This window comes from Burkholderia sp. WSM2232 (genome assembly GCF_000472545.1).
Classification (GTDB): Bacteria; Pseudomonadota; Gammaproteobacteria; order Burkholderiales; family Burkholderiaceae; genus Paraburkholderia.
Map to the genome: position 1 here is coordinate 43,160 of NZ_AWZV01000022.1, position 20,207 is coordinate 63,366.

Genomic DNA, 20,207 nt, shown 5'->3' on the forward strand with positions numbered 1-20,207 from the left:
AGCGGGTTTGCGCAATGTGCGTAGTGGATGCGACCCTGCCGGCTGGTCTGAAAAGACCTGTTAGGACGGCGGCACGCGTTCTGTGTGCCTTCGCCCGTTGGATGTCGCCGCTCCGTTTGCCCGGAACAGCGGCAACACCAGAATCAGTAGAACTTTTTTGGCAGCATCTGGCTGCGCAGACGCTTGAAATGACGCTTCACCGCGGCCGCCTTCTTGCGCTTGCGCTCAGCCGTAGGCTTTTCGTAAAACTCGCGCGCACGAAGTTCCGTCAGCAAGCCGTTTTTCTCCATGGTGCGCTTGAAACGGCGCATGGCGACTTCAAACGGCTCGTTGTCTTTTACGCGGATGGTCGTCATTTTTCAATAACGGAACTTTGTAAAGGTTCAGGAGTATAGCAGAGCTTTTACACAAAGCCACTCGCCCGTCAAGCCCCACGGACGTACTCTGCGGCCGCCTGGCCGGCCGCCACGCCCGACGCCCAGGCCCACTGAAAATTGTAGCCGCCAAGCCAGCCGGTCACATCCACTGCCTCGCCGATGAAGTACAGGCCCGGGGCGCGTGTGCTCATCATCGTGGTCGACGAAAGATCGCGCGTGTCCACACCGCCGCGCGTCACTTCGGCCTTGCGATAGCCTTCGGTGCCGTTCGGCGTCAGCGTCCAGCGCGACAGCGCTTCGCCGATGCGCCGCAGCGCCTTGTCCGGCAGATCGGCCACCCGGGCTTCCGCGGGAATCTGGTGGGTTTCCAGCCACACGTGGGCGAGCCGCTGCGGCACCCATTCCGACAACAGATTCGCAATCTGCCGGCGGGTTCCGTTCTTCGCTTCCAGCAACGCGGCAACGGCGTCCTGGTTCGGCAGCAGGTCGATGTGGATCGGCTCGCCGGGCTGCCAGTAGCTCGAAATTTGCAGCACGCCGGGCCCGGAAAGGCCGCGGTGGGTGAGCAGCAAATCCTCTTCGAACTGCGCGCCGGTCTTCTTGTTGCCCGTCGCGAGCCGCACTTCCAGCGACACCCCCGAAAGCGCAGCAAACGGCTCCCAGTCTGCTGCCGCAAAGGTCAGCGGGACCAGCGCCGGGCGCGTGTCGATCAGCTTGTGACCAAACTGCTTGGCCAGACGAAAAGCAAAGTCAGTCGCGCCGATCTTCGGAATGGACAGGCCGCCGGTCGCGACGACAAGCGCCCGCGCCGCAATCGGCCCGCCATTCGTGTCGAGCATGAAGCGGCCTTCGGCGTCCTGCCTCACCTGTTCCACCGACAGCGGCGTGCGCCAGGCGACGCGCCCCGCGTCGCACTCGCTTTTCAGCACGTTGATGACGGCGTCGCTCGACTCGTTGCAAAAGAGCTGCCCCTTGTGCTTCTCGTGCCAGGTCACGTGATGGCGCCTGAGCAAGCCCATGAAGTCGCGCGGCGTGTAGCGCGCCAGCGCCGAACGGCAAAAATGCGGATTCGCCGACAGATAGTTCGCCGGACCCGCATACAGATTCGTGAAGTTGCAGCGGCCGCCGCCTGAGATGCGGATCTTTTCCGCAAGACGCTGCGAGTGATCGATCAGCACGACATGCCGGCCCGATTGCCCGGCCACGGCCGCGCACATCATGCCGGCCGCGCCTGCGCCGATTACCGCGATATCGAAGGATTCCATGGGGCCGCATTGTACCTGCGCGTCTGCGGCGGCTTGCCTGCGCTGCTATACTTTGAGGCTTACCTTTTTGCGTTTCGGGCTTCTGTGAGAAGCCCGGCAAGCTCACCTCCCATGCTCGTTCTCGGCATCGAAAGCTCCTGCGACGAAACCGGCCTTGCGCTCTACGACACCGAGCGCGGCCTGCTCGCGCACGCGCTTCATTCGCAGATCGCGATGCACCGCGAGTATGGCGGCGTGGTGCCGGAACTGGCCTCGCGCGACCATATCCGGCGCGCGCTGCCTTTGCTGGAAGAGGTCATGGCGCGCGCAGGCGCGGCGCGCGGCGACATCGACGCGATTGCCTACACGCAAGGCCCCGGTCTCGCGGGCGCGCTGTTGGTGGGCGCGAGCGTCGCGAATTCGCTTGCCATGGCGTGGGACAAGCCGACCATCGGCATCCATCATCTGGAAGGGCACTTGCTGTCGCCGTTGCTCGTCGACGAGCCGCCGCCCTTCCCCTTTGTCGCTTTGCTGGTGTCGGGCGGCCACACGCAACTGATGCGCGTGACCGACGTGGGCGTCTACGAAACGCTCGGCGAAACGCTCGACGACGCCGCCGGCGAAGCCTTCGACAAAACCGCCAAGCTGCTGGGCCTCGGCTACCCGGGCGGACCGGAAGTGTCGCGCATGGCCGAGTTCGGCACCCCCGGCGCGGTGGTGCTGCCCCGTCCCATGCTGCACTCCGGCGACCTCGATTTCAGCTTCAGCGGCCTGAAGACGGCGGTGCTGACGCAAGCAAAAAAACTCGGCGGCGCGAACATCTGCGAGCAGGCGAAAGCAGATCTCGCGCGGGGTTTCGTCGACGCAGCCGTGGAAGTCCTCGCCACCAAATCGCTTGCGGCGCTCAAGCGCACCAGGCTCAACCGCCTCGTCGTGGCGGGCGGCGTGGGCGCAAACCGGCAGTTGCGCGAAGCGCTTTCCGCGGCGGCCCAGAAGCGCAACTTCTATGTGCATTACCCGGACCTGTCGCTTTGCACGGACAACGGCGCGATGATCGCGCTCGCCGGCGCTTTGCGTTTGAAGCGCTGGCCGGAACAGTCGGGCAAGGATTACGCTTTCACGGTGAAGCCGCGCTGGGATCTAACGTCGCTCGCGCGCTGAAGCCTTGCATTGCGCGACGCGCGTTAGGCCGACAAAAAAACCGCTCCTGGAGAGCGGTTTTTTTCGGGGCGTTTGTGACTTACTGCAGATAGGGCAAGCCGGGAAGCCGGATCACAGCACCCGTTTGTCGCGCTCTATCAACGCATACGCGCTGTGATTGTGAATGGACTCAAAGTTTTCTGCCTCGAGCACATAAGCCACGATACGTTCGTCCGCATTCAGACGCTGCGCGACATCGCGCACCAGGTCTTCCACAAACTTCGGATTTTCGTATGCGCGCTCAGTTACGAATTTCTCGTCCGGCCGCTTAAGCAGGCCCCACAGTTCGCACGACGCTTCTTCTTCGGCAATGCGAATCAGGTCTTCCACCGCGACGTCGCCGGCCAGTTCGGCATTGATCGTGACATGGGAGCGCTGGTTGTGCGCGCCATATTGGGAGATTTTCTTCGAACACGGGCAGAGGCTCGTGACCGGCACCAGTACTTTCAAATAGAGGCGCGTCGCGCCGTTGCCGGTGTCGCCGGTCAACGTCACTTCGTAGTCGAGCAGACTTTGCACGCCCGACACCGGCGCGGTCTTGTTCACGAAGTAAGGAAACGACACTTCGATGCGGCCCGCTTCGGCTTCGAGCTTCTCGAGCATTGCGGCGAGCATCGTGCGGAACGTTGCGGCTTCGAGCGGCGCCTTGTGCTCCTCGAGCAACGCGACAAAGCGCGACATGTGCGTGCCCTTCTGGTCGGCGGGCAGGTGGACATCCAGATTCCAGGTACCGACCGTGGGCTGCGCCTCACCGCTCGCCGTGCGTACGGTCAGCGGATGGCGCACCGCCTTGACGCCAACCCGCTGAATCGGAATCTGGCGGGTATCGGGCGTGCTTTGCACGTCGGGCATCACAAAGGCGGGATTCATCTGATTCATGTTGTTGTCCTTTCAGGAAGACGCTGACGCGCTCCCATGGTCCGCTTCGCAGGCATTCTCACTGCGGGAAAACTTGCCCTGATGAACGATCGCACCGCTGCGCGTTCTGAAAGCAAAAGGTTCGGGAGACCTCCGCGGCGGCGCGAAGCAGAATCCGCAACGGCAAACGCCGGCCCCTGCCGGCGTTCGATAATGAGCATCAGCCCATCGACTCTGTTCAAGCATTCCGTTGACCGCCGGACTGATCGCCAGACCGGCGCGCCGCAAACGATCCGCTAAGCGCGTTGCCGGAGTAACGTGCTTCATCACCCCGCTCAGGCAACGCAGTTATGCGCTCATCGAGCGACTTGCTCAGGCGACGCGCTTGACCGACGATTGCCCCCCGAGCGCGCCGCTCGACACAAAGCGCTCGCGAATTGACTTCGCGATGCCCGCTGCGTCCAGCCCGCACGCGGCGAGCAGCTTGGCCGGATCGCCGTGATCGATGAAGCGGTCAGGAAGGCCCAATTGTAGTACGGGCCGCATAACCCCACTCTCGAGCAGGGCTTCGACGCATGCGGAGCCTGCGCCGCCCATCACGCAGCCTTCTTCGACGGTGACAATCGCGTCGTGCGTTTCCGCCAGTCGGCGCACGAGGTCTGCATCGAGCGGCTTCACGAAGCGCATGTTCGCCACCGTCGCATCGAGCTCCTCGGCAGCAGCAAGCGACGGCGCGACCATCGTGCCGAACGCGAGAATTGCAATGCGCTTGCCCGCCGGTTGCGAGGTCTCGCGACGCACTTCGCCTTTGCCGACCGGCAGCGCCGCCATTTGCTTGACCGTTGCCACGCCCGTGCCGGCGCCGCGCGGATAACGCACCGCCGTCGGACAGGACTGCTGCAACGCCGTGTACAGCATCTGACGGCATTCGTTTTCGTCCGACGCGGCCATCACCATCATGTTCGGAATGCAGCGCAGGAACGCGAGGTCATAAGCGCCCGCGTGCGTCGCACCGTCAGCGCCGACGAGACCCGCACGGTCGATCGCGAACACCACCGGCAAATTCTGCAGCGCGACGTCGTGAATCAACTGGTCGTAGGCGCGTTGCAGGAACGTCGAGTAGATCGCGACGACCGGCTTCATGCCCTCGGCGGCAAGGCCGCCGGCGAACGTAACCGCGTGCTGCTCCGCAATGCCGACGTCGAAGTAACGGTCCGGAAAGCGCTTCTCGAACTCGACCATGCCCGAACCTTCGCGCATGGCCGGCGTAATGCCGACTACGCGCGCGTCGAGTTCGGCGGCGTCGCACAGCCACTCGCCGAACACTTGCGTGTAGGTTTTCTTCGACGGCGACACAGCCGGCTTGATGCCTTCAGCCGGGTTGAACTTGCCCGGCCCGTGATACAGCACTGGATCCGCCTCGGCGAGCTTGTAGCCCTGGCCTTTCTTGGTCACCACGTGCAGGAATTGCGGGCCGCGCAGTTCCTTGATGTTTTGCAGCGTGGGAATCAGCGAATCCAGATCGTGGCCGTCTATCGGGCCGATGTAGTTGAAGCCAAATTCCTCGAACAGCGTAGCCGGCACGATCATGCCCTTCGCGTGCTCTTCCAGCTTGCGCGCCAGATCGAGCATGGGCGGCGCGACGCGCAGCACACGCTCCACGCCCGCGCGCGCGGCGGCGTAGAAGCGGCCCGACATCAGACGCGCGAGATGGCGGTTCAGCGCGCCGACGGGCGGCGAGATCGACATGTCGTTGTCGTTCAGGATGACGAGCAGCGGCACGTCGTCTTCAACGCCCGCGTTGTTCATTGCCTCGAAGGCCATGCCCGCGGTCATTGCGCCGTCGCCGATAACGGCGATGCCCATGCGGTTGTCGCCCTGCAGCTTGCTCGCGATGGCCATGCCGAGCGCCGCCGAAATCGACGTACTCGAATGCGCGGTGCCGAACGTGTCGTACTCTGATTCGTCGCGCTTCGGGAAGCCCGAGATGCCGCCCAACTGGCGCAGCGTGTGCATCTTGTCGCGGCGGCCCGTCAGGATTTTGTGCGGATAGGTCTGATGGCCGACGTCCCACACGATGCGGTCGTGCGGCGTGTCGAACACATAATGCAGAGCAATGGTCAACTCGACCGTGCCGAGGTTGGACGAAAGATGGCCGCCCGTCTGCGACACGCTGTCGAGCACAAAGGCGCGCAACTCGTCGGCAAGCGGTTGCAATTGGCGGCGATCGAGGCGGCGCAGAGCTGCCGGGTCGTCGATGGTTTTCAGCAAGTCGTACATCGTCGTTCCATTGTAGGAAAACTTACGCGCCCGCACTTCATACATGCACCTTGTGGGGACGGTGCGCGGCGGCGGGCTTTCGCGTTCAGCTGACCCGGTTCACCACCAGATCGGCCAATTCGGCAAGACGCTGCGCGCGCGCACCGAACGGCGCCAGTGCGGCGTGCGCGTCGCTGCGCAACTGAGCGGCGAGCGCGCGCGATGCGTCGAGCCCAATAATCGACACGTAGGTCGGCTTGCCGTCCTTCGCGTCTTTACCTGCTGTTTTGCCGAGCGTCGCGGAGTCGGTCGTGACGTCGAGAATATCGTCGACGACCTGAAACGCGAGGCCGACCGCGGCCGAGTACGCGTCGAGCGAACGCATGGCGTTCGCGTCGGGCGCCTCGCCCGCCAGCGCGCCCATGCGCACCGCGGCGCGCAGCAACGCGCCGGTCTTCATGCGGTGCATGGTTTCGAGCTGCGCACGCGTAAGCGTGTGACCGACGCTCGCCAGGTCGATAGCCTGACCGCCGCACATGCCGACCGACCCGCTTGCGAGCGCCAGCTCGCGGACCAGCGCGGCCTGCTGCGCGGGCGCGAGAACATCGGATGTCAACGAGACGAACGCCTGCGATTGCAACGCGTCGCCGACCAGCAGCGCCGTGGCTTCGTCATACTTGACGTGTACAGTGGGCTTGCCGCGACGCAGTGCGTCGTCGTCCATGCAAGGCATGTCGTCGTGCACAAGCGAATAGACGTGGATCATTTCCAGCGCTGCCGCGGCCGCGTCGAGGCATTCGGCGCGCGCCCCGGTCAGTTCGCCGGCCGCGTGGCACAGCAGCGGGCGCACCCGCTTGCCGCCGCCCAGCACCGCGTAACGCATGGCCTCGTGCAGCTTCGCCGGCTCCGCGCTTTCAGCGGGCAGATAGTGTTCCAGTGCCGCTTCGACGCGCTCGAGTACCCCGCGCGTCCATTGTTCGAATGTCATAGGTCGTCCCCGCTCTCAGTAGCGGCTGTTCCTGCTGTATTCACGGGCAAGGGCCTCAGCGTCTCGCCGTCGAGCACGCGCACCTGCTGCTCGACCTTCTCGAGCTGCTGCTGGCAGAACGCCACCAGAGCCGCGCCGCGCCGATAGGCGCCAAGCGACTCCTCAAGGCTCAGGTTGCCGCTTTCCATGCGAGCAACGAGCCCCTCCAGCTCCGCCTGCGCCGCCTCGTAGTTCTCGGGCAGCGGCGTATTGTCGACGCCCTCGGCCGGCGCCGCAGCGGTATCGTTCGACGCGGTCTTCGCCATGAATAGTCGCAAAAATTAAAACAAGTCGGACATTCTACGGCAAAAGCGCCAAATCCGATCTGTCAACCCACCTTCGAACCCCGCTCCCCTGCGCGGGCGCCCTGTCAGTCTCGCAGAAAAAAATTGATCGGTCTGTGTCGAAAAGACCGAACTTTCCCGACAATTTTGACCCAAATCAGTGACTTAACTGTCCCAAGGAGGGGGAAACAGGTATAATCTCGGGCTCCCTAAATCGATTCTTCGATGGTTGGGTTGTTCACTGCTTTCACGTCTTCATCGGGAGTGGGAATGTCCAATCTGAGCAATGCATTGCAGTTGCGGTCTGTTCACAGCCAACTGCCAGTCACGGCTTACTTTGACGACGCGCTTCTCACGCGCGAAATCGAAACCCTTTTCAAGAAAGGTCCCCGTTACGTCGGGCACGATCTCATGGTGCCGGAGGTGGGGAATTATTTTGCCTTGCCCAGCGAACGCGAGGGGCGGGTACTCGTGCGTAACCAGCAATCGCAAGTCGAACTGCTGTCCAACGTGTGCCGCCATCGTCAGGCCATCATGCTGAACGGCCGCGGCCACACGGAGAACATCGTGTGTCCGCTGCACCGCTGGACGTACGACCTCAAAGGCGAGTTGCTCGGCGCTCCGCATTTTGCGGACAACCCGTGCCTGAACCTCGGCGCCACCGCGCTGCAGAACTGGCAGGGGTTGCTGTTCGAGGCGCAGGGCCGCAACGTCGCGCGCGATCTGGCCAACCTCGGCACGAAGCAACACTTCGACTTCTCGGGCTTCATGTTCGATCACGTCGAGGTACACGAGTGCAACTACAACTGGAAGACCTTCATCGAGGTCTATCTGGAGGACTACCACGTCGCGCCGTTCCATCCGGGCCTTGGCAGCTTCGTCAATTGCGACGACCTCACGTGGGAGTTCGGCGAGTGGTACAGCGTCCAGACGGTCGGCGTGCACAAAGACCTGGAGCAGCCGGGCAGCCCCACGTACCGCAAATGGCACGACGAAGTGCTGCGTTTTCGCGGCGGCAATCCGCCGGAGTTCGGCGCTATCTGGATGGTGTACTACCCGGGCATCATGATCGAGTGGTACCCGCACGTGCTGGTCGTGTCATGGCTGATTCCGCGCGGTCCGCAGAAAACCACCAACGTCGTCGAGTTCTATTATCCTGAGGAAATCGCTCTGTTCGAACGCGAGTTCGTCGAAGCGGAGCGTGCCGCCTATATGGAAACGGCTCGCGAAGACGACGAAATCGCAGAGCGCATGGATGCAGGCCGCCGTGCGCTGATGGAACGCGGCGAATCGCAGGTGGGTCCGTACCAGAGTCCCATGGAAGACGGCATGCAGCACTTCCATGAGTTCCTGCGGCGCGAGCTGGGCACCATCTGATTCAGTCTCGGGCCGACCTTGGCCGCACGGGCGTGCGAACACCGGCGCCGACATGGAAAGACGGGCTTCGGCCCGTCTTTTTTGTTTAGACTAACGAGGAAGCCCGGCCATCCGGCCGCGTCATGAGGCCGCCGGCAACAAAAGCCGCCATCGCCTGCATCGAGGAGACGTCATGCCCCACACTCACTACACCACTTTGATCTCCGCGACGAACCTCGCCGAACGGCTAGCCGATGCGCCGGGCAGCGTGTTCGTGATCGACTGCCGCTTCGATCTGGCCGACCCGGAAGCCGGCGAAAAGGCGTATCTCGCCGGACATCTGCCGGGTGCGCATTATCTGCATCTCGACCGCGATCTGTCGGGGCCGAAGAACGGTACGAACGGGCGCCACCCGTTGCCGGATCGTGCGCGGCTCGTCGAAACGCTAGAATCGCGCGGGCTGAAGCAAGGCCAGCAGGTTGTCGCCTACGACGCGCAAGGCGGCATGTACGCCGCGCGGGCATGGTGGCTGCTGCGCTGGCTCGGCCATGATGCCGTCGCGCTGCTCGACGGCGGACTGCAGGCGTGGGAAGCCGCGCATCAGCCGCTCACGCAGGACGTGCCCCCGCAAAACACCGGCGACTTCAAAGCGGGCGCCCCGCTTTCGGTTACCGTGGACGCGCAGATGCTGGAGCGCAATCTCGGCGCGAAGGAACGCGTGGTGGTCGACGCGCGCGCGGCCGACCGCTATCGCGGCGAAAACGAGACGCTAGACCGCGTGGGCGGCCATATTCCGGGCGCCCTGAATCGCTTCTTCAAGGACAACCTTACCGCCGACGGCCGCTTCAAGCCGGCCCACACCCTGCGCGAGGAATTTCATGCGCTGCTGGGCGACACGCCGCCCGAACATGTCGTTCTGCAATGCGGCTCGGGCGTGACCGCGTGTGTCAATGCACTGGCGATGGAAGTGGCCGGCCTGCACGGTGCCGCGCTTTACGCCGGCTCATGGAGCGAGTGGAGTTCGGATCCGAAGCGGCCGGTCGCTACCGGGCCGAATCCCTAGCCGAACGCCCGGTATTCGCGAAAAGATAAAGGCCGTTGCCGCCAGCAAGCGACGACGGCCTTTTTCATGAAGCCAACGCCGCGCGTTTCGGCAACTCGGTGAAGCGTCAAGCCACTCCATGCTGTTTGAACCATGCGAGCGTGCGACGCCAGCCGTCCTCAGCATCGGCCTTCTTGTAGCTCGGCCGGTAATCCGCAAAGAACGCATGGCCCGCATCGTCGTACACGACGAATTGCGAGCCGCGTGCGACCTGCGGCCCTTGCGCGATTGCCTGCTTCATCTGTTCGAGCGAGTCCTGCGGAATGCTCTGGTCTTGCAAGCCGTACAGACCTAGCACCGGCGCGCGAAGATCGGCCACGCGGTCGAGTGGGTTGGCCGGATTGGTGGCCGTGCGGTCGCCGACCACCCGCCCATACCATGCAACCGCCGCTTTTAGCCGGGGCTCGTGTTCGGCATACAGCCAGGCCATGCGGCCGCCCCAGCAGAAACCCGTCACACCCAGACGCTTCAGATCGCCCCCGTGCTCGCCGGCCCACGCGACGGTCGCGTCGAGGTCGGCAAGTGCCTGCTCGTCCGGCACCTTGTTGAGAATCTGCTGGCTGATCTGCTGGATGCTGGGAAGCGCCATCGGGTCGCCCTCGCGAACGAACAGATCCGGCGCGATGGCGAGATAGCCAAGCTTGGCGAAGCGCCGGCAAACGTCGGCGATATGCTCGTGCACGCCGAACGCCTCATGAATCACGATGATTACCGGCAAATGCGTCTTGCCCTTCGGCTGCGCGCGGTACGCGGGCACCAGCGTGCCGCCCGAGCGCACCGCAATCTCGCCCGCTTCCAGGCCTTCGGCATCTGTATGGATGGTTTGCGCCGACACCGGCAACACGGCAGCCGCAAAGCCGGTGCCGAGCGCGGCCTTGATGAAGGTGCGTCGATTGAAGGGAACGTGCGGGACGAGGCTGTCGACATCGGGATTCAACATGCGGGCGCTCCTCATGAACGGTGGAGGCAACAGGATACGCCTCGGGCGCGTCCTGTTGCAGAAGCAGGCCGCGCGGGTGCGGCGCCGTCAGTGCAGCTTGACGCGCGGCAACGTGGTGCGCCGTAGCCAGTGCGCGAAGGTGTCGAGCACCATCCGCGCGTAGCCGTGCAGCGCCGCGATATGCAGCCGATACAGCGACATATACATGAAGCGCGCGAAGAGGCCCTCGATCAGCATGTTGCCGCCGATCACCCCGCCCATCAGATTGCCCACCGCGCTAAAGTGCCCAAGCGACACGAGCGAGCCGAAGTCGCGATACGTGAATTCCGGCAGCGGCCGGTTGTCGAGCCGTGCCGCCAGCGCCTTCAGCAGAAAACTGGCCTGCTGATGGGCCGCCTGCGCACGCGGCGGCACGTTCTTCTCGTTGCCCGGCCACGGGCAGGCGGCGCAATCGCCGAGCGCGAACACGTTGTCGTCAATTTCCGTTTGCAGCGTGCGGCGCACGTTGAGCTGGCCGAGCCGGTTGACCGGCAGGCCGTCAAGTTCGCCGAGAATGGCCGGCGCCCTGATGCCCGCCGCCCACACGGTCAGGTCGGCGCGCACGGTCTTGCCGCTCGCCGTGCGAATGATGCCGGGCGCGACTTCCGCCACTGTCTCGCCCGTCATCAGCTTCACGCCGAGCTTGCCGAGCAGCTCTGCCGTGGCCGTCGACACGCGCTCCTGCAAAGCCGGCAGAATGCGCGGCCCTGCTTCGATCAGCACAATGCCCACGTCATGCCGCGGATCGAGCTTATGCAAGCCATACGCGGACAACACCTGCGCTGTATTGCGCAGTTCCGCAGAAAGCTCCACGCCCGTCGCGCCGCCGCCGACAATCGCGACCTGAATGCGCGGCTCGGAAGAAGGCGACGTGCCCGGCCCCGACTCCACCGGCTCGTGCGCCTGATGCTCGGCCCGCATGCAAGCCGCGATCAGGCGCTTGCGAAAACGCTCGGCCTGGCTGACGGTGTCGAGTGCAAGAGAAAATTCCGGCGCGCCTTTCACGCCGAAGAATGCCGTCGTGCTGCCGATCGCAATGACCAGCGTGTCGTACTCGAGCACGCGCACGGGCAACAGTTCGGCGCCGTCGTCGTCCACTACGGGAGCAAGCGTGAGGCGTCTGTTCGAGCGGTCAAGACCCGTGAGTTCGCCCTGTTGGAACTCGAAACCATGCCAGCGCGCTTGCGCCGCGTATTCGAGCTCCTGCGTGAACGGGTCCATGCTGCCGGCCGCCACTTCGTGCAACAACGGCTTCCAGATATGAGTCGGATTGCGGTCGACGAGCGTGACCTGCGCCCGCGTTGCGCCCCGGCTCTTGTGACCATAGCGATCGCCCAGCCGGGTTGCCAGTTCCAGCCCGCCCGCACCTCCGCCGACGACGATAAAACGATGCATTGAACTCTCCGTGTTTGCCGATGGGTTGTGCGTCGTAAGCACGCGCGAACGCGTGTCTTTTTACCGATTGTCCGCGAGTCGCGCGGTTTGTCACAAGTCGCCATAACGCATGTGTGACATGCACACGACGATATCGCGCGCCGTCACACGGCGGTCAATGCGCTTCTTCCCAGTTGAGCCCCGCGCCGACTTCGGCGACGAGCGGTACTTTCAGCGCGGCGACACCGCACATCAACTCGGGCAGACGCTTGCGGACCTCGGGCAATTCTTCGTCGGGAACTTCGAGAATGAGTTCGTCGTGCACCTGCATGATCATGCGAGTGCCGATATTGGACTCTTCGATCCACTTCTGCACCGCGATCATGGAGAGCTTGATGAGGTCAGCGGCCGTGCCTTGCATTGGCGCGTTGATGGCCGCGCGCTCCGCGGCCTGGCGTCGCGGACCGTTGCCGCCGTTGATCTCGGGCAACCACAGTCGGCGGCCGAACACCGTTTCGACATAGCCTTTGGCTTTCGCGCTCAAACGCGTCTCGTCCATATAGCGGGCGACGCCTGGATAGCGCGCGAAGTAGCGGTCGATATACAGCTTCGCGGCGTCGCGCGTAATGCCGAGATTCGACGCGAGGCCGAACGAGCTCATGCCGTAAATCAGCCCGAAGTTGATGACCTTCGCCACACGCCGCTGATCGTTCGACACCTCGAGCGGCGTCACGCCGAAAATTTCCGCAGCGGTTGCCCGGTGAATGTCCTCACCCTGCGAGAAGGCGCGCAACAACGATTCGTCGCCGGAAATATGCGCCATGATGCGCAATTCGATTTGCGAGTAATCCGCGGAGACCAGCTTGTGGCCCGGCGGCGCTATGAAGGCTTCGCGAATGCGGCGCCCCTCGCCCGTGCGCACAGGAATGTTCTGCAAATTTGGATCGTTCGAAGCAAGACGCCCCGTAACCGCGACGGCCTGCGCGTAGTTCGTGTGCACGCGCCCCGTACTTGCGTTGACCATGCGCGGCAGCTTGTCGGTGTAGGTGGACTTCAGCTTGGACAGTCCGCGATGTTCCAGCAGGATTTTGGGCAGCGGGTAATCTTCGGCGAGCTTTTGCAGCACTTCTTCGTCGGTGGACGGTGCGCCGCTCGGGGTCTTTTTCACCACCGGCAACTCAAGCCGTTCGAAGAAGATCTGCCCGATCTGTTTGGGCGAGCCGAGATTGAATTCGCCGCCGGCCAGCACATACGCTTCGCTTTCCAGCTCGATGAGCCGCGCGGCAATTTCACTACTTTGCAGACGCAGCTTCTCCGCGTCGATCAAAACGCCAGCGCGCTCCATTTTGCGCAATACGCGCGACGTAGGGACTTCAATGTCGCGGTAAACATTCTCGAGCGTTTTTTCCGCAGCGAGTTGCGGGTACATCGTTTGATGCAAACGCAACGCAATGTCCGCGTCTTCCGCCGCGTATTCGGCGGCCTTTTCCAGCGCCACTTCATCGAAACCGATTTGCTGCGCGCCCTTGCCCGCCACGTCTTCGTACTTGATCGTCTTGACGCCCAGATGGCGCAACGCGAGGTTGTCCATGTCATGCGGGCGGTGCGATTCGAGCACATACGATTGCAGCAGCGTGTCGTGCTCGATGCCGCGCATTTCAATGCCGTAGTTCGCGAGCACCTGCTCGTCGTACTTCAGATGCTGGCCGACCTTCTTGTGCTCGGCGCTTTCGAGCCAGGGTTTGAGCTTCGTGAGCACTTCTTCGCGCGGCAATTGCACGGGCGCGTCGGGGCCGCGATGGGCAACGGGCACATAAGCGGCATGTCCGGCTTCAACGGAGAACGATAAACCCACGATCTGCGCGGTCATGGGATCGAGCGAAGTGGTTTCCGTGTCGAACGAAGTGAGCTCCGCCGCGTTGATCCGTTGCAGCCACGCGTCGAATTGCTCCCACGTCTGCACGGTTTCGTAGTGACGTTCGTGGTCGACGGTGAGCGCGGGCGGCACGTCGGTTTCCGGACCCTCTACCGCGTCGGCAATTTCGACCTCGCGCAGCCACGTCTTGAAACCGTGGCGGGTGAACACGTCGCGCAGTTCTTCCCGCGATTCCGGGCGGCTCTGCAAATTTTCCTCGATCGACGTGATGTGTTCGGTCAGATCGCAATGGCGCTCCACCGTAACGAGCTTGCGCGCCATCGGCAGAAAGTCGAGCGCACGTCGCAGATTGTCTCCTACCGCACCTTTGATCTCTTCTGCATGTGCGACGATGCCATCCAGCGACTCGTATTGCGTGAGCCATTTGAGTGCGGTTTTCGGCCCGCATTTCTCGACACCCGGCACGTTGTCGACGGTATCGCCGATCAGCGACAGGTAGTCGACAATGCGCTCCGGAGGCACGCCGAACTTGGCAAGCACTCCCGCACGGTCGAGTTTTTCGTTGGTCATCGTATTGATGAGGGTGACATGATCCGACACGAGCTGCGCCAGATCCTTGTCCCCAGTCGACACGATCACGTTCATGCCACGCTTTTCCGCCTCGGTGCTGAGCGTGCCGATCACGTCGTCCGCTTCCACGCCGTCGATCATCAGAAGCGGCCAGCCAAGCGCCCGCACGGCCACGTGAATCGGTTCGATCTGCCGCGAGAGATCATCGGGCATGGACGGACGATTCGCCTTGTACTCGGGATACCAGTCATCGCGAAACGTTTTGCCCTTGGCGTCGAACACGCACGCGCTATACTCTGCTGTGACTTCCTTGCGCATGCGCCGCAGCATGTTGATCATCCCGTAGAGCGCACCCGTGGGGCCACCATCGGGCCCGCGCAGATCAGGCATCGCATGGTAGGCCCGGTACAGATAACTCGAACCGTCGACCAATAGCAGGGTCTTACCTTCAAGGCTTCGTTCTTCAGGCATTATGACTAAGAGAAAAGTGATTCCGAGTCTGCGATCACTCGCAGATCAAGAGCGCGCAACGGCAAAAAAAGCCCGCGCATCGTGGCAGATGTTCACGATTATGGCAGAGTTTATTGAGGCGACCGAGTACCTCTCGGAGATTCGCCCGGCTGTCAGCATCTACGGTTCAGCGCGTCTGAAACCGAACTCGCCGTATTACAAACTGGCCACGCAGATCGCGCGCAAGCTCTCGGATGCGGGCTTCGCCGTAATCTCCGGCGGCGGCCCCGGCATCATGGAAGCCGCGAATAAAGGCGCGCATGCAGGCAAGGCGCCTTCGGTCGGGCTGAACATCGAATTGCCGCATGAGCAGTCCGGCAACCAGTGGCAGGACATCTCGCTGCGCTTTCGGCACTTTTTCACGCGCAAGGTCACGTTCGTCAAGAACTCCGACGCCGTGATCGTCATGCCCGGCGGTTTCGGCACGCTCGACGAACTTGCCGAAGTGCTCACGCTCATTCAAACCAAGAAGTCGCGCCACGTGCCGATCATTCTGGTGGGCGCCGAGTTCTGGGAAGGCCTGCTCGCGTGGTTCAAGAATTCGCTTACGCCAATGGGCCTCATCAATCCGACCGACATCGACCTCATGCAGGTGATCGACGATCCGGACCAGGTTCTGGAAGCGGTGCTCAAGTTCTACGAAGATCGCGAAGGTGCGGAGCCGCAGCCCACCAAGTCGGAAGAAGACCGGATGTTCTATCTGTAACGTCCAGGCTGACAGGCCTTCTTGCTTTCGCGCGTGGCACGGCAAGCACGCCCGCGCGAAGTCTCTACCCGAGCGGGCAGCCTTTTTGCTGCCCGTTTGCGTTCATACCGGCGCTTGCGCTTGCATGTCGTCGCGCTGATCGCCCTGCGCTTGCAGCCATGCGCAGAATTGCGCGACCAGCGGCGCGTTCGCCACCTCGCGGCGCGCGACCCACCAATAGCCGCGCGCGTCAAGACGCGGCCCGGCAAGCGGCATCACGAGCCGGCCCGACGCAAGTTCGTCAGCGACCAGCGGCAACGGGCCGAGCGCTACGCCGAGCCCATCCACCGCAGCCTGCAAGGCCAGATAGAAGTGATCGAACGACTGCTTTTTGCGGCATTTCGTTGTCACGCCCGCGGCGGATAACCAGTTGCTCCACGCATCCGGCCGCGTGTCCGAATGCAGCAGCACGTGCCGCGCGAAATCGTCCGCGCTTCTGATTGGCGAACGCTGCAGCAACGCAGGACTGCAGACCGGCACCTCGCTTTCGCCGAGGAAATGGCCGCTCACGCAATTGGGCCAATGCGCGGGGCCGCGCCGCACGGCGACGTCGAAACTGTCCAGTGTCTCGACGGGCGCATTAGACGTGGCAAGCCGCAGTTCCACATTGGGCACTTTGCGCTGGAATTGATGCAGTCGCGGCAGCAGCCACTTCATCGCGAAAGTGGGCAGCGCATTCACGCGCAGCACGTGCACCACGCCGGAGTCGCGCAACTGGTCCGTGGCGTGCGCAATGCTGTCGAACGCAGCCTGTACCGTGGACAGATAACGCCGGCCGTCGGCCGTCAGCCGTACACGCTTGCCGTGACGCTGGAACACCTGCACGCCGAGCCAGGACTCGAACGCCGAAACCTGCCGGCTGATTGCACCGTGAGTCACATGCAGCTCGTTCGCGGCGGCACTGAAGCTTTCATGACGCGCCGCGGCTTCAAAGGCGCGTAGCGCGGGAAACGGAGGAAGATTGCGAGCCATGCTTGTGATTGTAAGTCACAAAGCCGGGCGCAAAAATCGTTTTGCCGCGCGGCAGTTCAGCGCTAACCTCCTGAGCTTGAACTGGAAGCAAAGCATATGGACCACAACCTCACCTCCTTCGACCCGACCGCGGTGCCAAAGCCCACGTTACGGGAAATCTTCGGCGGCTTTCTCGGCCTTGGGCTCATCTCGTTCGGCGGTGCATTGCCGCTCGCGCGGCGCGCGCTCGTCGAGCAGCGCCGCTGGCTGAGCGCCGAAGACTTCACCGATCTGCTCGGCCTCTGCCAATTCCTGCCGGGCGGCAATGTGATCAATCTGTCGGTTGCAGTCGGCATGCGTTTTCGCGGCGTGCCGGGCGCGCTCGCGGGCTTGCTCGGGCTGATCGCCGGGCCTTCGCTGGTAGTCATCGGACTAGGCGTCCTGTACGAGCGCACGCAGGACGACCCGCATGTGCGTCATCTGTTCGCGGGGCTTGCGGCGGCCGCAGCGGGCCTTTTGATTTCGATGGCGGTGAAGATCGTGCTGCCGCTGCGCAGCAAACCCATGGCCGCGCTCATCGCCGCGCTCGGTTTCGTCGCCATCGCGGTCATGCGGTTGCCGCTTCTGCCCACCATGCTGGTACTGACGCCGCTTAGCATCTACCTTGCATCGAGGAACGCACCATGAACGACACGCTGGTTTCCCTCGCCATTATCTTCAGTCAGCTTTCGCTGCTGGCCTTCGGCGGCGGCAACACGATTCTTCCGGAGATGCAACGTCAAGTGGTGGAGGTGCATCACTGGATGCCGGCGAGCGAGTTCAGCGCGCTCTTCGCGCTCGCGCAAGCCGCGCCCGGACCGAACCTGATGATCGTGACCCTGATCGGATGGCACGTGGCCGGCTGGCCCGGCATGCTCGTCACGTCGATTGCGAAGTTCGGACCCTCGTCGATCGTGACGATACTCGCATTGCACGCGTGGGACCGCTTCAAGGACCGGCCGTGGCGACGCTACGCGCAATTGGGACTCGTGCCCGTGACGGCCGGCATCGTCGCGGCGAGCGCGGCGCTGATTGCACAAGCGTCGGATTCGACGGCGATCGCATGGGCGATCACCGCGTTCACAGCAGCTATCGCGCTGAAGACGCGCATCCACCCGCTATGGTTGCTGGCCGCGGGCAGCCTGATCGGATTGACTGGCTTCGGGCAGTAAGCGAGCCGCTTTTTTGCGAGCGGCGTCAGGCACTCGTCATCAACGCTTGGGCGGCAGCAGCGGGCGGCGCGCGGTCCGCGCGCTGCTGTAATTGCCAGCTTACTGAAACGCCACTTCAGCGAAGCTGCGGAGTTTGCGGCTATGCAACCGATGCAGCCCGTTCTCGCGCAACAGCTCCATCGCTTTCACGCCAATCTGCAAGTGCTGGTCAACCTGCGCGCGATAAAACTGATCGGCCATGCCTGGCAGTTTCAACTCGCCGTGCAGCGGTTTGTCGGACACGCAGAGCAAGGTTCCGTATGGCACGCGGAAGCGGAATCCGTTTGCGGCAATGGTCGCGCTTTCCATGTCCAGCGCAATCGCGCGGCTTTGCGACAGCCGTTGCACCGGTTCGCGATGATCGCGCAACTCCCAGTTGCGGTTGTCGACACTGGCCACGGTGCCTGTGCGCATCACGCGTTTCAGTTCGACGCCGTCCAGTTGCGTGACCTGTGCCACGGCGCGCTCCAACGCGACCTGCACTTCGGCGAGCGCCGGAATCGGCACCCACAGCGGCAAATCCGCATCGAGCACGTGATCCTCGCGCACATAGCCGTGCGCGAGCACATAGTCGCCGAGGCGCTGCGTGTTGCGCAGCCCCGCGCAGTGGCCGAGCATGATCCACGCATGCGGACGCAGCACGGCGATGTGATCGGTAATGGTCTTCGCGTTAGACGGCCCGACGCCGATGTTGATCATCGTAATGCCGCTGCCGTCCGCGCGCTTCAGGTGATACGCGGGCATTTGCGGCAGGCGCGGCGGCGCGGTGCCTTCCTGCGCCTGCTCGCCGAGATTCTCGTTGTAGGTGACCACGTCGCCGGGTTCGACAAACGAGGTGTACTCGCTGCGGTAGGCGCGCAGTTCTTCGTCGTCGGTACGGGCCATCATCGTGCGGCCCAGTTTGACGAATTCGTCGATATAGAACTGATAGTTCGTGTACAACACGTAGTTCTGGCAATGCGTGGGCGAGGTCGCCGTGTAGTGCTTCAGCCGATGCAGCGAAAAGTCCACCCGCGCCGCGGTAAACAATGCAAGCGGATGCGGCTCGCCGGCAAGCGGCTCATACGTGCCGTTGACGATGCGATCGTCGAGCAGCGCGAGGTCCGGCGTGTCGAACACGTCGCGCATCAGGAAGAGGCGCTCGCGATCCAGATCGCCTTCCAGGTGAATGCCCTCTGCAAACGCGAAGTGAATGGGAATGGGCTGCGTGGAAACGCCGACTTCGATTTTCACATGATGGTTCTTCGCGAGCAGCCGCAACTGCTCGCGATAGTAGTTGCCGAACAGATCGGGCCGCGTGACCGTGGTCTCGAACACGCCGGGCCCTGCGACAAAACCATACGAGCGGCGCGAATCGATATGCGTGTTCACTTCGGTGCACACGCGCACGAACGGATAGCAAGCACGCACGCGGCGCTCGAACAGTTCGTTGCGGCGATAGCGTGCGAAGGCGTCGCGCAAGAAGGATGTGTTCGCTTCGTAAATCGCCGACAGTCGGGTCACGGCTTCGGCGGCGTCGTCGAACGATTCGGTCGGGAAGCTGTTGACGGGAGTTTGCACCGCGCGTTGATTGGTATCGTTGTTCATCTTCGTTCGCCTCTATTAATGAGACGACATTACCACGGAAGCCGTGATAGCCAAATGACCTTGCCGCGCTCCCCGGCATGCGCCAGCGGGAGGTTCGCACGATGGCGGACGCGGCGCGCGAAAGCAGCGCAAAATAAGGTGATCGCGCCCGTGGCAGAGGTTGGATTTGCTAGAATCGGGGCACCATTCCGGAGAATCACCATGAAGCCGCTCCTTCCCGTCGCCGTTGCACTGGCCCTTGCCTGCGGCAACGCCGCGATGGCTGCCCAGCCTGTCGACGACACGCCGCCCCCGGGCGCACCGCAGTCCGCCAACGAACGCGCCGGGCTACCCGATCTGGAAAAGATCAACCGGCCGGCCGCGCAGGTCAGCTCGAAGGTCGAAATCAATGTCCCGCGCACGCCGAGCTTTTATGAGCGCAGCGCGAACGGCACCGAAATCACCGAATACCGAGACAAAGGCAAGCCCGTCGAAATCAATGTGCGTTCCAACCTCGGCACGCGCTATCACATGAGCGCGCCGCTCGACACGTCGCCGGCCGTGCGCGATAACGGTCGCGCTAGCACCCGTTTGCCGTCCGTCAATCTGACCTATTGATGCACGGCGGGGCAGGCGTCCCGCCGCTTTCGCCAACGCCCCGCCCCTGGCGTCGCGAGGT

Annotated in this window: 18 protein-coding genes; 7 read left to right on the forward strand and 11 right to left on the reverse strand. The window is 63.1% G+C overall.

Annotated elements, in window-relative coordinates; genetic code table 11:
- Positions 1–143: 143 nt before the first annotated feature.
- Both rpsU and F757_RS0120430 read right to left on the reverse strand, forming a co-directional pair.
- Positions 144–356, reverse strand: coding sequence for a 30S ribosomal protein S21 (rpsU, locus tag F757_RS0120425; protein ID WP_013342001.1), 213 nt, complete (start codon positions 354–356; stop codon positions 144–146).
- A gap of 68 nt (positions 357–424) precedes the next feature.
- A complete protein-coding gene (locus F757_RS0120430; RefSeq protein WP_027213015.1) occupies positions 425–1,642 on the reverse strand; it encodes an NAD(P)/FAD-dependent oxidoreductase in 1,218 nt (405 codons plus the stop codon).
- Positions 1,643–1,753: 111 nt separating this feature from the next.
- On the opposite strand from F757_RS0120430, the gene tsaD reads away from it, so the two are divergent.
- The gene (gene tsaD / locus F757_RS0120435; RefSeq protein ID WP_035467252.1) at positions 1,754–2,782 is read left to right on the forward strand and encodes a tRNA (adenosine(37)-N6)-threonylcarbamoyltransferase complex transferase subunit TsaD; all 1,029 of its coding nucleotides are present in this window, start codon (positions 1,754–1,756) and stop codon (positions 2,780–2,782) included.
- A gap of 111 nt (positions 2,783–2,893) precedes the next feature.
- Here the strand turns inward: tsaD and folE2 are convergent, their stop codons facing one another.
- The 4 genes from folE2 to F757_RS0120455 all read right to left on the reverse strand — a co-directional run bounded on the left by folE2 (position 2,894) and on the right by F757_RS0120455 (position 7,231).
- Complete coding sequence (gene folE2 / locus F757_RS0120440; protein WP_027213017.1) at positions 2,894–3,700, reverse strand: GTP cyclohydrolase FolE2; 807 nt, start codon at positions 3,698–3,700, stop codon at positions 2,894–2,896.
- A gap of 351 nt (positions 3,701–4,051) precedes the next feature.
- Positions 4,052–5,959 (reverse strand): 1-deoxy-D-xylulose-5-phosphate synthase, encoded by a 1,908-nt coding sequence (gene dxs / locus F757_RS0120445; RefSeq protein WP_027213018.1) that lies wholly within the window; start codon positions 5,957–5,959, stop codon positions 4,052–4,054.
- 85 nt (positions 5,960–6,044) lie between these two features.
- Positions 6,045–6,926, reverse strand: coding sequence for a polyprenyl synthetase family protein (locus F757_RS0120450; RefSeq protein WP_027213019.1), 882 nt, complete (start codon positions 6,924–6,926; stop codon positions 6,045–6,047).
- On the reverse strand, positions 6,923–7,231 hold the full coding sequence (locus F757_RS0120455) for an exodeoxyribonuclease VII small subunit (protein ID WP_027213020.1): 309 nt from the start codon (positions 7,229–7,231) through the stop codon (positions 6,923–6,925). The genes F757_RS0120450 and F757_RS0120455 overlap by 4 nt, the downstream gene beginning before the upstream one ends.
- A gap of 288 nt (positions 7,232–7,519) precedes the next feature.
- Here F757_RS0120455 and F757_RS0120460 point away from each other — a divergent pair, with 288 nt between their 5' ends.
- Both F757_RS0120460 and F757_RS0120465 read left to right on the forward strand, forming a co-directional pair.
- Positions 7,520–8,626 carry an aromatic ring-hydroxylating oxygenase subunit alpha gene (locus F757_RS0120460; RefSeq protein ID WP_027213021.1) on the forward strand — a complete coding sequence of 369 codons (1,107 nt, stop codon included), beginning with the start codon at positions 7,520–7,522 and terminating at the stop codon, positions 8,624–8,626.
- A gap of 172 nt (positions 8,627–8,798) precedes the next feature.
- Entirely contained in the window at positions 8,799–9,668 is an 870-nt protein-coding gene (locus F757_RS0120465) for a sulfurtransferase (RefSeq protein WP_027213022.1), read from the forward strand.
- Positions 9,669–9,774: 106 nt separating this feature from the next.
- Here F757_RS0120465 and F757_RS0120470 read toward each other — a convergent pair whose 3' ends face one another.
- The 3 genes from F757_RS0120470 to polA form a co-directional block, all read right to left on the reverse strand.
- Positions 9,775–10,647 carry a dienelactone hydrolase family protein gene (locus tag F757_RS0120470; protein ID WP_027213023.1) on the reverse strand — a complete coding sequence of 291 codons (873 nt, stop codon included), beginning with the start codon at positions 10,645–10,647 and terminating at the stop codon, positions 9,775–9,777.
- Positions 10,648–10,734: 87 nt separating this feature from the next.
- Complete coding sequence (locus tag F757_RS0120475; RefSeq protein ID WP_027213024.1) at positions 10,735–12,081, reverse strand: NAD(P)/FAD-dependent oxidoreductase; 1,347 nt, start codon at positions 12,079–12,081, stop codon at positions 10,735–10,737.
- 154 nt (positions 12,082–12,235) lie between these two features.
- On the reverse strand, positions 12,236–14,977 hold the full coding sequence (gene polA, locus F757_RS0120480) for a DNA polymerase I (RefSeq protein ID WP_027213025.1): 2,742 nt from the start codon (positions 14,975–14,977) through the stop codon (positions 12,236–12,238).
- Between the two features lies 1 nt (position 14,978).
- Here polA and F757_RS0120485 point away from each other — a divergent pair, with 1 nt between their 5' ends.
- Positions 14,979–15,722, forward strand: a complete 744-nt coding sequence (locus F757_RS0120485; protein ID WP_013342013.1) for a TIGR00730 family Rossman fold protein — start codon at positions 14,979–14,981, stop codon at positions 15,720–15,722.
- A gap of 102 nt (positions 15,723–15,824) precedes the next feature.
- On the opposite strand, the gene F757_RS0120490 is transcribed toward F757_RS0120485, so the two are convergent.
- Positions 15,825–16,733, reverse strand: a complete 909-nt coding sequence (locus F757_RS0120490; protein WP_027213027.1) for a transcriptional regulator GcvA — start codon at positions 16,731–16,733, stop codon at positions 15,825–15,827.
- 96 nt (positions 16,734–16,829) lie between these two features.
- Between F757_RS0120490 and F757_RS0120495 the strand changes: the two genes are divergently transcribed.
- Both F757_RS0120495 and F757_RS0120500 read left to right on the forward strand, forming a co-directional pair.
- Positions 16,830–17,399, forward strand: a complete 570-nt coding sequence (locus tag F757_RS0120495) for a chromate transporter (protein ID WP_027213028.1) — start codon at positions 16,830–16,832, stop codon at positions 17,397–17,399.
- On the forward strand, positions 17,396–17,923 hold the full coding sequence (locus F757_RS0120500; protein ID WP_013342016.1) for a chromate transporter: 528 nt from the start codon (positions 17,396–17,398) through the stop codon (positions 17,921–17,923). Before F757_RS0120495 ends, F757_RS0120500 begins: the two co-directional genes overlap by 4 nt.
- A gap of 99 nt (positions 17,924–18,022) precedes the next feature.
- Here F757_RS0120500 and F757_RS0120505 read toward each other — a convergent pair whose 3' ends face one another.
- Positions 18,023–19,549, reverse strand: a complete 1,527-nt coding sequence (locus tag F757_RS0120505) for an AMP nucleosidase (RefSeq protein WP_027213029.1) — start codon at positions 19,547–19,549, stop codon at positions 18,023–18,025.
- A gap of 201 nt (positions 19,550–19,750) precedes the next feature.
- Between F757_RS0120505 and F757_RS0120510 the strand changes: the two genes are divergently transcribed.
- Complete coding sequence (locus F757_RS0120510) at positions 19,751–20,146, forward strand: hypothetical protein (RefSeq protein WP_013342018.1); 396 nt, start codon at positions 19,751–19,753, stop codon at positions 20,144–20,146.
- Positions 20,147–20,207: the final 61 nt, after the last annotated feature.

Excerpts from the sequence above, each read along its gene's own strand:
- rpsU (WP_013342001.1), bottom strand. The coding sequence starts at position 356 with ATGACGACCATCCGCGTAAAAGACAACGAGCCGTTTGAAGTCGCCATG.
- F757_RS0120430 (WP_027213015.1), bottom strand. The coding sequence starts at position 1,642 with ATGGAATCCTTCGATATCGCGGTAATCGGCGCAGGCGCGGCCGGCATG.
- tsaD (WP_035467252.1), top strand. The coding sequence starts at position 1,754 with ATGCTCGTTCTCGGCATCGAAAGCTCCTGCGACGAAACCGGCCTTGCG.
- folE2 (WP_027213017.1), bottom strand. The coding sequence starts at position 3,700 with ATGAATCAGATGAATCCCGCCTTTGTGATGCCCGACGTGCAAAGCACG.
- dxs (WP_027213018.1), bottom strand. The coding sequence starts at position 5,959 with ATGTACGACTTGCTGAAAACCATCGACGACCCGGCAGCTCTGCGCCGC.
- F757_RS0120450 (WP_027213019.1), bottom strand. The coding sequence starts at position 6,926 with ATGACATTCGAACAATGGACGCGCGGGGTACTCGAGCGCGTCGAAGCG.
- F757_RS0120455 (WP_027213020.1), bottom strand. The coding sequence starts at position 7,231 with ATGGCGAAGACCGCGTCGAACGATACCGCTGCGGCGCCGGCCGAGGGC.
- F757_RS0120460 (WP_027213021.1), top strand. The coding sequence starts at position 7,520 with ATGTCCAATCTGAGCAATGCATTGCAGTTGCGGTCTGTTCACAGCCAA.
- F757_RS0120465 (WP_027213022.1), top strand. The coding sequence starts at position 8,799 with ATGCCCCACACTCACTACACCACTTTGATCTCCGCGACGAACCTCGCC.
- F757_RS0120470 (WP_027213023.1), bottom strand. The coding sequence starts at position 10,647 with ATGTTGAATCCCGATGTCGACAGCCTCGTCCCGCACGTTCCCTTCAAT.
- F757_RS0120475 (WP_027213024.1), bottom strand. The coding sequence starts at position 12,081 with ATGCATCGTTTTATCGTCGTCGGCGGAGGTGCGGGCGGGCTGGAACTG.
- polA (WP_027213025.1), bottom strand. The coding sequence starts at position 14,977 with ATGCCTGAAGAACGAAGCCTTGAAGGTAAGACCCTGCTATTGGTCGAC.
- F757_RS0120485 (WP_013342013.1), top strand. The coding sequence starts at position 14,979 with ATGACTAAGAGAAAAGTGATTCCGAGTCTGCGATCACTCGCAGATCAA.
- F757_RS0120490 (WP_027213027.1), bottom strand. The coding sequence starts at position 16,733 with ATGGCTCGCAATCTTCCTCCGTTTCCCGCGCTACGCGCCTTTGAAGCC.
- F757_RS0120495 (WP_027213028.1), top strand. The coding sequence starts at position 16,830 with ATGGACCACAACCTCACCTCCTTCGACCCGACCGCGGTGCCAAAGCCC.
- F757_RS0120500 (WP_013342016.1), top strand. The coding sequence starts at position 17,396 with ATGAACGACACGCTGGTTTCCCTCGCCATTATCTTCAGTCAGCTTTCG.
- F757_RS0120505 (WP_027213029.1), bottom strand. The coding sequence starts at position 19,549 with ATGAACAACGATACCAATCAACGCGCGGTGCAAACTCCCGTCAACAGC.
- F757_RS0120510 (WP_013342018.1), top strand. The coding sequence starts at position 19,751 with ATGAAGCCGCTCCTTCCCGTCGCCGTTGCACTGGCCCTTGCCTGCGGC.